This window comes from Frankia tisae, from assembly GCF_025403405.1.
GTDB classification, from domain to species: Bacteria; Actinomycetota; Actinomycetes; order Frankiales; family Frankiaceae; genus Frankia; species Frankia tisai.
In genome coordinates, this window is the sequence record NZ_JANEZT010000255.1 from 1 (window position 1) to 9,973 (window position 9,973).

Genomic DNA, 9,973 nt, shown 5'->3' on the forward strand with positions numbered 1-9,973 from the left:
GCCCTTCCCCGCCCCGCGCCCGTTCGTCGCCATGTCGCCCTCGATCCGCCGAGCTCCGCGCCCCGCCGGGGCGGTGGTTGTGATCCACCGCCCCGGCCCTGGGCCGTCGCCGCCCACTCTGCCCGCCCAGGCACCGCCCTTACCAGAGGGATCCCGCAACTGGCCGGTCGAGAACGAGACGCCATCGCTCCCCAGTCCCAACCTCGACGACCATGGTGTAGAGGCGTAACTGTCTGCCTCCGGGTGCTGGGCAACTGGTCCAGCTCCGGCTCACAATCGCCACGGAGTGGACGTCCACAAACGTCGACGGAAGATCCAGCGGGGCTCTGCCGCTTTCTGTAGCCACGGTGCAGCAACGGCCTCGGTGCGCACGGCATTGGATCAGGCGATCTGCCGGAGATCGTTTCCGTAGTCGAAGATGATCCGCATCCGAGCGCCCAACGCCCGGGCGTAACGGCTCAGCGTTGCGACCTCGTTCACGTCAAGATCTCCGTTCTCGATCTGTCTCACCCGGCCCGGTGAGACGCCCATCAGGTCGGCCACCTGACGCTGCGTCAGGCCCAGCCGCTTCCGCTCCTCAGCAAGGTGGAAGGCGCTGACCCATGCCTCGGTGCGCGCCCGCTCGGCAGCGAGCGCCTCGTCATCCCCGTCATGCAGTTCTGCGCGGATGTCGTCCCAGTCGTGGAACTCGGTCATGAGCCTTCCCGCCGTTTCCTCTCGAAGGCCAGCCACCCGTCGTAGGCGATCTCTGCCGCAGAGATAGCAGTCCTGTACCACCGCGACCAGTCGCCAGCCTTGTTCCCCGCGACCAACAGCACGGAGATCCACGACGCGCGGCCGGGTCAGGTCTGTCGGGCGCGGCCGAGCTCTCCGGTCCAGCGGCGGAACAGGGCGTGGTCGACTCCGGCCGCGTCGAGTACCCGGCCGGCGACGAAGTCGACGAGGTCGGCGGCGGTGCGCGCCCCGGCGTAGAAGCCGGGGCTGGCCGCGGCGACCACCGCTCCGGCGTCGTGCAGGGTGAGCATGTGGCGCAGCGTCGCGCCCGTGTACGGCATCTCCCGCGGCACGACGACGAGACGCCGGCCCTCCTTGAGGGTCACGTCGGCGGATCGCTGCAGCAGGTCCTTGGACAGGCCGAGGGCGATCCCGGCGAGGCATGCGGTGCTCGCCGGGACGACGATCATGCCGCGGGTCTGGTAGGAGCCGCTGCTCGTCGGGGCGGCGAGGTTGCCGGGCGCGTGCACCGCGACGAGCGTCTCCACGGCGGCGGCCAGCGTGTCCGGTGGGCCGAGTAAGGCGGGTGGAGCGGCCACGGCGGGCAGGGCAGGTACGGCAGGTGGGACAGGCTGGGCGGGACGCGCTGACCGGGACGTATCGGCGGAATCAGGAACGGGCCCGCCGAGGGGCGCGGACAGCCAGCTCGCCAGCGGTTGCTTCCAGGCGACGTCGTGCCAGGCGATGCCGGTCTCGTCGAGCAGGGTCAGCCGGGCGGCCCGCGAGAGCACCAGGTCGACGGGCAGCCCGGCGGCGAGCAGCCCGCGTAGCACCGCGGCCGCGTACGGGGTCCCGCTGGCCCCGCTCACGCCGACCACCCAGGGAACCCGCCTACCCGCCGGGACGGCGGGGTCGCGGTGCTCGCGGTCGGTGGTGGTCACGGCAGTCGAGTGGGCGCGGCCGGCTCAGGCGGACAGGCCGCGGCTGATCAGGTCGGCGAGGGCGAAGACGAACAGGGCGATGCCGACGAAGCCGTTCGCGGTGAGGAAGGCGCGGTTGACCCGGGAGAGGTCCTTCGGCGAGACGATCGCGTGCTCGTAGCTGAACGCCGCCGCCGTGACCGCGAGGCCGGCCCACCACCAGGCGCCGTTGTTCTCCATCAGCCCGTAGGCGACGAACAGCGCGAAGGTGACGACGTGGGTGACGGTGGAGCCGATGAGGGCGCCGCGGATCCCGAAGCGCGCCGGCACGGACCGCACCCCGATGCGGCGGTCGATCTCGGCGTCCTGGCAGGCGTAGATGAGGTCGAAGCCGCCGATCCAGGCGCCGACCGCGAGGCCGAGCACGACCGCGGCCCACGACCAGTGGCCGGTCACCGCGATCCAGGCCCCGATCGGCGCGACGGCCTGCGCGATGCCGAGCACGGCGTGCGGGAAGTCGGTGAAGCGCTTCGCGTACGGGTAGATCACCAGGGGCGCCACCGCGATCGGGGCGAGCGCGAGGCACAGCCAGGACAGCGTGGCGGCGGCGGCGAGGAACACACCGAGGGCGACGACGGAGCCGACCACCGCGGTGCGCACCGACACGGCTCCGGTGACGAGCTCCCGGCCCGCTGTGCGCGGGTTGCGGGCGTCGATCGCGCGGTCGATGATCCGGTTCGCGGCCATCGCGAAGGTACGCGCGGCGACCATGGCGACGGTGACGAGCCCGAGGTCGGCCCAGTGCACCGACCCCGACGCGGCGAACGACCCCGCCAGGGCGGCGATGTAGGCGAAGGGCAGCGCGAAGACGGAGTGCTCGATGACGACGAGCCGCAGGAATGCCCGCACGTGCCCGGCCGCCTGCTCCTGGCCGCCGCCGGCACCTCCCCCGGGCCTGGCGGTGCCACCCGACGCGCCCGGCAGAAACACCGCGTCACTCACCGCGAACACCCACCCACTGCCTCTCCTGCTTATCCGGAGACTCTGGCGTCCGATTGATCCCTCTGGGCAGGCGGGGAGAGGTGGTCACAGGCCGTACTCCTTCCAGCGGCGGGTCACCTGGGCGCGGACCGCGTCGTCCATGACGAGCTCCTCGGGCCAGCCGCCCTCGCGGCGGTACCCCTCGGTCGGTAGCTTGCGGGTCGCGTCCACACCGACCTTGCCACCCCAGAACTGCTCGTACGAGGCGTGGTCGAGATGGTCGACGGGACCGATCGTGGTGATCAGGTCGTGGGCGTAGTCGACGTTGCCGAACGCCCGCCAGGCCACCTCGGCGTAGTCGTGGACGTCACAGTCGGCGTCGACCACCACGATCAGCTTCGACAGCGACAGCAGCCCGGCGCCCCAGACGGCGTTCATCACCTTCTGCGCGTGCTTGGGGAAGCGCTTGTCGATGGAGACGATGCAGCAGTTGTGGAAGACGCCGGCCTCGGGCAGGTCGTAGTCGACGATCTCGGGGATCATCATCTTGATCAGGGGGCGGAAGATACGTTCGGTCGCCTTGCCCATCGGCCCGTCCTCCTGCGGTGGGCGGCCGACGACGATCGTCTGGAAGATCGGGTCGCGCTGCATCGTCATGACGTCGACGTGCAGCGCCGGGAACGGCTCGACCGGCGTGTAGAAGCCGGTGTGGTCACCGAAGGGGCCCTCCGGCAGCCGCGCGCCCGGCTCCAGCCAGCCCTCCAGCACGATCTGGGAGTTCGCCGGCACCCGCAGCGGAACGGACAGGCAGTCGACCATCTCCACCCGCTCGCCGCGCAGGTAGCCGGCGAACAGGTACTCGTCGATGTCGGCGGGCAGCGGCGCCGAGGCGGCGTACGTCACCGCCGGGTCGCAGCCGAACGCGATCGCCACGGGCAGCCGCTCCCCGCGCCGCTCGGCGACGGCGTGGTGGGCGTTGGAGTCCTTGTGGATCTGCCAGTGCATGCCGACGGTGCGCGCGTCGTGCCGTTGCAGGCGGTACATCCCGAGGTTGCGCGCCCCGGTCTCCGGGTGGCGGGTGTGCGTGAGGCCGAGGTTGAGGAAGGCGCCGCCGTCGTTCGGCCAGGCGTGCACGCCGGGCAGCCGGAACAGGTCGACGTCCGGCCCTTTGAGCACGACGTCCTGGCACGGCGCGGTGCGGACCCGCCGGGGCGGGATGGACGTGAGCGAGGCGGCCTTGCCCAGCGCGTCGCGCAGGCCGGACAGGCCGATGGGCAGCTCCGGGCGCAGGAGCGCGGCGAGCCGGTCGCCGATCTCGTCGAGACGGTCGACCCCGAGCGCGGCAGCCATCCGGGCCTCGGTGCCGAACACGTTGATGGCCAGCGGCATGTCCGCGCCGACGGGGGACTCGAACAGCAGCGCCGGCCCGCGCTCCCGGACCACCCGGGTCACGATCTCGGTGACCTCCAGGTGGGGGTCGACGGGCACGGAGATCCGCCGTAGTTCCTTGCGCCGTTCGAGATGAGCGAGGAACGCTCGTAGATCCGCCCAGGCCATGCCTCCATCCTGGCAGCCGATGCGGCCGGCCGTCCGGCGTCCCACCGTCGGTCACCGCGGAACCCCACGGGGTTACGCCATGCCGTGGTAGCCGTGAGCGGATGCACGCCAAGGTGCGGACGATGGCGGACCGGCCGGACGCGGACCCGAGCCGGAGGGCACACTAGGGAGACGCGGGCCGGCCATCACCGCGACATGTGCGCTCTCCGGGGAGGGCGCGGCACGTTCGTCTGCCCCGTTCGGCGTTGCCGCTGGAGGCCGGGACTACACACCCGCGGACCGATGTTCATACCCGATGTGTCGAACCGGATGTAATCGATCAAGCAGAGCGGAAGGAGCGACCAGCCTGTGCTGGGCCTCGCGCTGAGTTTCGTGTTCATCGGTATCTGGGCGTACATGATCGCCGACGTGTTCGGGACCCCGTCCGATGAGGTACGCGGTATGTCCAAACCGATCTGGATCGTGGTCGTGGTTCTCTTTTACGTGCTCGGCGCCGCTGCGTGGTACTTCTTCGGCCGACCACGGGCGCATGGTCTGGGAGCGCGCCCGCCGCGGCGGGCGGTCTCGGATCATCCTGCCTTCGGCGAGCGGTCGACCTGGGACGTCGACCGCCGTGAGGGGGGCTTGGGACGCCCCGGCTCGCGGATGGGTACCCGGCGGCCGGTCGTGCGGCCCAAGGGCCCCGACGACGATCCGGAGTTCCTCCGCGAGCTCGCGGACCGCATCCGCGGCGGCGACACCGAGCCGCCGTCCGCGCGCGGCTGACACCGCCGCACCGAACACCAGACACCAAGTCACACCAGGCACCAGGCACCACCGGATATCAGACCGCACCGCGCAGCGGGCCACGCCGCGCAGCCAGGCAACATCGCTTTCGCGTGGCCTGCTGCTGCGGTCGACGAGCTCCCGCCCCGGCCGCGAGATTACGGGCCGTGACCCGTCGGCCAGGCCCGCCCGCGGTCCGCGGCCGCCGGGTCGGTCGCTCGCGTAGTCGCCGGGTCAGACGCCGGCGTAGGAGTGCAGGCCGGTGATGACGAGGTTCACCAGGTAGTAGTCCACGAACAGCGCGGTGAAGGCGACGAGGGCGATCGCGGCAGCCCGCCGGCCACGCCAGCCCGCGGTCGCCCGCGCGTGCAGGTAGGCGGCGTAGCAGACCCAGGTGATGAACGACCAGGTCTCCTTGGGGTCCCAGCCCCAGTACCGGCCCCACGCCGACTCGGCCCAGATCGCCCCGGCGATGATCGCGAAGGTCCAGATCGGGAACGCGAACGCGATGACCCGGTAGGACAGGGTGTCGAGCGCCGCCGACGACGGCAGCCGCATCACGATGCCGCCGCGGCTCTGCATCGCCCGACTGGCGTCGGCCCGGCCGGCCGCCACGTCGGCGAGCCGGTTCTCCCAGCGCTCCTTGACCAGGAACAGCACCGTGGTCACCGCGGAGATCAGGAACACGCCGCTGGAGGTGATCGCGGCGACCACGTGGATCTTCAGCCAGTACGAGTTGAGCGCGGGCACCAGCGGCCCGGGCGCGACGTAGAGGACCGTGCCGGCGAAGCCGAGGTAGAGCACCACCGGCACCATGACGAAGACGCCCAGCCAGCGAACCTTCTGCCTGGTCAGCAGGGCGAGGAACGTCGTGACCGCGATCAGGCAGATCATCGACGAGAACTCGTACATGTTGCCCCAGGGCACCCGGTCCGCCGCGATGCCGCGGGTGATGACCGAACCCAGGTGCAGCGCCCAGCCGACCACCGTGAGCAGCACGGCGATCCGCCCGATCCACCGGGCGCGAGCGGGCACCTCGATGTCGCCGTCGTTGCCTGCGACCAGGGTGTGCGCGGCGGTGTCCCGCTGACGCACCGCCTCGATCTCGCGGGCGCGCGCGGCCGCGAGCGCGGCGGCGGCCGGATCGTCCTGGTCGATCTCGATGCTGGACCCGGCGTCCGCCGGGGCACCGGCCCCCACGAGCACAGCCGGCCGGTCAGCCGCCGTGCGGGCGGCGGGAACCTCCGCCGCCAGCTCCACGGCACCGCTGCGCGTGCCCAGGCGGCTGAACGCGAACTCGGCCGCGTAGCCGAGCATCGCCGCGGCGTACACCGCCATGCCACTGCCGAACAGATGATCGGAGAGGCTGGCTATGCCCTCATTGACCGCCATCAGTGCTCCCGTTCGCTGGCGTTCGACGCGGCGCCACCGGCTGCGGTGCCGCGCGATTCCGTAGTGCTCGGCGCCGCGGCGCCGCCTCCCGCGCCGGGCTCGCCCGGCCCTGCCGCCGGTTCGGGCTGCGCCGCCGGTTCCTGCCCGCCGACCGGGCCGGTGGCCTCGCGGACGAGGGTGGTGAGCTGGCTGAGCTCGACGGCGAAGCCGTCCCCGTGTGACCGGGACAGTCCGCCGATCTCGACGACGGAACCGCCGCCGGGTGCCGGGCGCGCCCGGACCCACAGGCGGCGACGGTGCACCCGCAGGCTGGCGATCAGCCCGGCGATGATGAGCACCGCGAAGATCAGCGCCTCGTCCTTGAACGGGTCGGACTTCACCTGGAAGGTGGCAAACTCCGCGACGCTGTCCGCCTCCAGGCTCAGCCCGCCGGGCAGCCCGGTCAGGGTCCGCTGCCGGGAGTTGTTCAGGGCGAGGACCTGGGCTTGGCGCGCCGTTCCGGCCGGACCGTTGAGGGTGAGCTGGCGCATGTCCCGGGTGTCGACCGTGTACACGTTCTGCGGCACGCCCTCGTTGAGGTGGAGGTTGCCGACGAAACCGGTGATGGTCAGGCCGGGCGCGCGAGCCGCCGGGAAGGTCGAGATGTAGCCCTGGGCCGGGTCGAGGTGGGTCGTCGGCGTGAACACCCCGCTGAAGGCGAGCTGCTGGGGTTCCTTGCGGGCACCGAGCGGCGCCAGGCCGGTGTCGGGAATCTTGACCGTGCAGGTCGAGGTAAACATCCCGTCCCGCGGAGTGCAGGGCACGCTGCCCTGCCAGACCGTCCGGCGCTGGGCGTCCCGCAGGACGAAGTGCGGGGCGTACCCGTGCCCGATGAGGTAGATCTTGGCGTTGCCGAGGACCAGCGGGTGGTTCACCCGGATCGTCGCCTCGTGGGTCGGTGAGTCCAGGTCGGGCGAGTAGGACACGTCGGCGCGGAAGTTCGAGGGCTCGCCGTTCGGTTCATAGGCGGCGGCGAAGCGGTTCAGCGTGAGCGAGAACGGGCGCAGCTTGGCGGTGTCAACGAGCTTGCCGCCGCTGAACTGGTCGTAGGAGATGATCGTGTTGGCCATGCTGTCCCCGGTGACGACAAGCGTGGTCCCGGAGTAGCCGAACCAGGCCCCGAAGCCGACCGCGGCGAGCAGTCCGACCAGGGCGACGTGGAAGACGAGGTTGCCCGTCTCGCGCAGGTAGCCCTTTTCGGCCGCGACGGAGTGGTCCGGCGAGCCGTCCGGCCGCCGCGCCCCGGCGGCGGCGACGCTGGCGCGAAACCGGCGCCGGCGCAGCGCCGCACGGGCGGCGGCCGTCGCGTCGGCCGGGGCCAGCGGGCTGGTCCACGAACTGCCGCCGGGCAGCCGGCCGGGTCGCGCCGGCGCCTTCGGCGGGGCGGTGAACAGGGCCTTGATGTGCCAACGGATGCGCGACGACAGGCAGCCGATCAGCGAGATGAACAGCAGCAGGTAGATCGCCGCGAACCAGGGGGCGGCGAAAACGTCGAAACCCGACAGCTTGTCGAGCAGGGGCCCCAGGGTCCGGTGGCTGGACAGGTAATGATCGACTCGCATCGGGTTGATGTTGCGCTGCGGCAGCAGCGACCCGGGCACGGCGGCCAGCGCGAGCAGGAACAACAGCAGCAGCGCCGTGCGCATGCTGGTGAGCTGCCGCCAGGAGCGGACGGCGAGCGCCAGGGCCGGATGCCGCCCGGCGGGGGTTGCGTTGGGGGCACCCGGGCCGGCGGCGTCACGGTCCGCCGATCGGCGAGACCCCCCGGCGCGGGCCCGACCGGTGTCGGGGCTGCCAGGCCCCTCGGGCCCGTCGGGTTCGCCGGGTTCGCCGGGTTCGCCGGGTCCGGGTGGCGCGAACGCATCCGGCGCGACGGCGACACCGGCGACACCGGCGACACCGGCGTCGGCGTGCCCCTCGGGTAGGCGGCGCCCACCGGAGGAGTCCGGATCGAACCCGACGGCTTCGTCGTCCGCGGTGCCCGCCGGATCGACGGTGCCGGTCGGATCGACGGTGCCGGTCGGATCGACGGTGCCGGTCGGATCGAACTCGTCCGGGCTGCCGCGACCTGGCTTCGGCGCGAGGCCGGTGGCCGAGCCGGTGGGCTCGTGGGAACGGGTGGAGGAGGTCACAGCGGCGTCTCCGAGAAGCCGGGGGCGTAGGGCCGCAGGTTGGCGATCAGGTCGGCCCACTCCCCGGTGAGTTGGAGCGCCCCGACCGCGACGAGCAGCACGCCACCGGCCAGGGTCAGGGCGCGAGCATGCCTGCGCAGCAGGCGCAGGGCACCGACGGCTCGCCGGAAGGTGAGCCCGACGGCGAGGAACGGCAGCCCGAGTCCGAGGCAGTACACGGCGGAGAGGAACGCGCCCCGCCCGGCCGTCGCGCTCGTCACCGCCAGTCCCTGCACCGCCGCCAGCGTGGGGCCGAGGCAGGGGGTCCAGCCGATGCCGAACAGCACGCCGAGCAGCGGCGCGCCGAGCAGGCCGGGACGCGGCAGCCGATGGATGCGCCATTCCCGGTTCGCCCAGGACATCCGGGAGAACAGGCCGGCGAACGCGAGGCCCATGACGATGGTGAACGCCCCCAGCACCTGGCTGACCCCGACCTGGTGGCGGATCAGCCCCTGGCCGAGCCCGCCGAAGGCCGCGCCCGCGGAGACGAACACCGAGGTGAACCCGAGCACGAACAGTCCGGTGCCGGCGGCGACCCGCCCGCCGACGCGCAGCTGGCGCAGCCGCGGCCGGAAACCGGCGAACCGCCCGTCACCCCTGCCGCCCCCGTCACGCCCGTCGCCGGACTCGACCAGGCCGCTGCGGCCGACCTGCAGCGGCGCACCGACCGGTACCGGCAGCAGCGGCGCGGTGACCGCGGCAGCCATGATCGGCCCGGCCGTGGAGACGGCGGCCGCCGCGGGCCCGGGCGAACCGGCCGGTGGGCGGGCGGGGCGCCGCTCGCGGTCCTGAAGTTCCTCGCCGGACAGGCCGGTGATGAAGCTGAGATAGCCGGGCACGAGGGGCAGCACGCACGGTGACAGGAAGGACAGCAGTCCGGCGGCCGCCGCGACCGGGGCGGCGAGCAGCACGGGCCCGTCCGTGACGAGCTCGACCACGCTCAACGCGGGCCCCCCGTCCCGCCCGGCCGCCGGCCGCTCACGCCTCGGCCTGCAACCGGGTCAGCACGGGCTTGAGGTCGTCGTCAGGCACGACAGGGCCGGTGAACCGGGCCGCGATCCGCCCGTTGGCGTCAAGCACGAAGGTCGATGGCAGCCCCGGGGCCACCGGCCAGCCCGCGGCGAGCGTGCCCAGCCGGTCGACGACGCTCGGGTACGGCACGCCGTTGTCGCGCACGAAGGCTTTGGCGCCCGCAGGGTCCTTCTCGTTGACGCCGAGGAACGCCACCGTCGGGTTCGCCTTGGACAGCCGCACCAGACCGGGTGTCTCCGCCCGGCAGGGGGCGCACCACGAGGCCCAGAAGTTGACAACGACGATCTTCCCCCGCATGGACGCGACGTCGATCCTGGTGCCGTCGAGGTTCTTCCCGGCCAGCTTGGGCGCCTCGTGCCGGTTCCCGGCCGCGACGAAATCCTTGCCGGCGGACTGCTGGAC

Annotated in this window: 9 protein-coding genes and 1 pseudogene; 2 read left to right on the forward strand and 8 right to left on the reverse strand. The window is 72.4% G+C overall.

What is annotated here, in order from left to right; translation table 11 throughout:
• A pseudogene (locus tag NBZ85_RS21500) lies at positions 1-229 on the forward strand (hypothetical protein); the annotation flags it as partial.
• Between the two features lie 152 nt (positions 230-381).
• Here the strand turns inward: NBZ85_RS21500 and NBZ85_RS21505 are convergent.
• The 4 genes from NBZ85_RS21505 to NBZ85_RS21520 all read right to left on the reverse strand — a co-directional run bounded on the left by NBZ85_RS21505 (position 382) and on the right by NBZ85_RS21520 (position 4,172).
• The gene (locus NBZ85_RS21505; protein ID WP_261558161.1) at positions 382-696 is read right to left on the reverse strand and encodes a transcriptional regulator; all 315 of its coding nucleotides are present in this window, start codon (positions 694-696) and stop codon (positions 382-384) included.
• Between the two features lie 146 nt (positions 697-842).
• Complete coding sequence (locus NBZ85_RS21510) at positions 843-1,655, reverse strand: UbiX family flavin prenyltransferase (RefSeq protein WP_261558160.1); 813 nt, start codon at positions 1,653-1,655, stop codon at positions 843-845.
• Positions 1,656-1,679: 24 nt separating this feature from the next.
• Positions 1,680-2,636 (reverse strand): menaquinone biosynthesis prenyltransferase MqnP, encoded by a 957-nt coding sequence (gene mqnP / locus NBZ85_RS21515; protein WP_261558159.1) that lies wholly within the window; start codon positions 2,634-2,636, stop codon positions 1,680-1,682.
• A gap of 84 nt (positions 2,637-2,720) precedes the next feature.
• Complete coding sequence (locus NBZ85_RS21520) at positions 2,721-4,172, reverse strand: menaquinone biosynthesis decarboxylase (RefSeq protein WP_261558158.1); 1,452 nt, start codon at positions 4,170-4,172, stop codon at positions 2,721-2,723.
• 348 nt (positions 4,173-4,520) lie between these two features.
• Here NBZ85_RS21520 and NBZ85_RS21525 point away from each other — a divergent pair, with 348 nt between their 5' ends.
• On the forward strand, positions 4,521-4,937 hold the full coding sequence (locus NBZ85_RS21525; RefSeq protein ID WP_261558157.1) for a PLD nuclease N-terminal domain-containing protein: 417 nt from the start codon (positions 4,521-4,523) through the stop codon (positions 4,935-4,937).
• A 234-nt stretch (positions 4,938-5,171) separates the two neighbouring features.
• Here NBZ85_RS21525 and ccsB read toward each other — a convergent pair whose 3' ends face one another.
• From ccsB to NBZ85_RS21545, 4 genes are all read right to left on the reverse strand, one after another.
• The gene (ccsB, locus tag NBZ85_RS21530) at positions 5,172-6,329 is read right to left on the reverse strand and encodes a c-type cytochrome biogenesis protein CcsB (RefSeq protein ID WP_261558156.1); all 1,158 of its coding nucleotides are present in this window, start codon (positions 6,327-6,329) and stop codon (positions 5,172-5,174) included.
• A complete protein-coding gene (gene resB, locus NBZ85_RS21535; protein ID WP_261562484.1) occupies positions 6,329-8,500 on the reverse strand; it encodes a cytochrome c biogenesis protein ResB in 2,172 nt (723 codons plus the stop codon). Before resB ends, ccsB begins: the two co-directional genes overlap by 1 nt.
• Positions 8,497-9,483, reverse strand: coding sequence for a cytochrome c biogenesis CcdA family protein (locus NBZ85_RS21540; RefSeq protein WP_261558154.1), 987 nt, complete (start codon positions 9,481-9,483; stop codon positions 8,497-8,499). Before NBZ85_RS21540 ends, resB begins: the two co-directional genes overlap by 4 nt.
• Positions 9,484-9,517: 34 nt before the next feature.
• On the reverse strand, positions 9,518-9,973 hold a 456-nt coding region (locus NBZ85_RS21545; RefSeq protein WP_261562485.1), incomplete at its 5' end, for a TlpA family protein disulfide reductase.

Coding starts and splice junctions, on each gene's coding strand:
- NBZ85_RS21520 (WP_261558158.1), bottom strand. CDS start 4,172: ATGGCCTGGGCGGATCTACGAGCGTTCCTCGCTCATCTCGAACGGCGC.
- ccsB (WP_261558156.1), bottom strand. CDS start 6,329: ATGGCGGTCAATGAGGGCATAGCCAGCCTCTCCGATCATCTGTTCGGC.
- NBZ85_RS21505 (WP_261558161.1), bottom strand. CDS start 696: ATGACCGAGTTCCACGACTGGGACGACATCCGCGCAGAACTGCATGAC.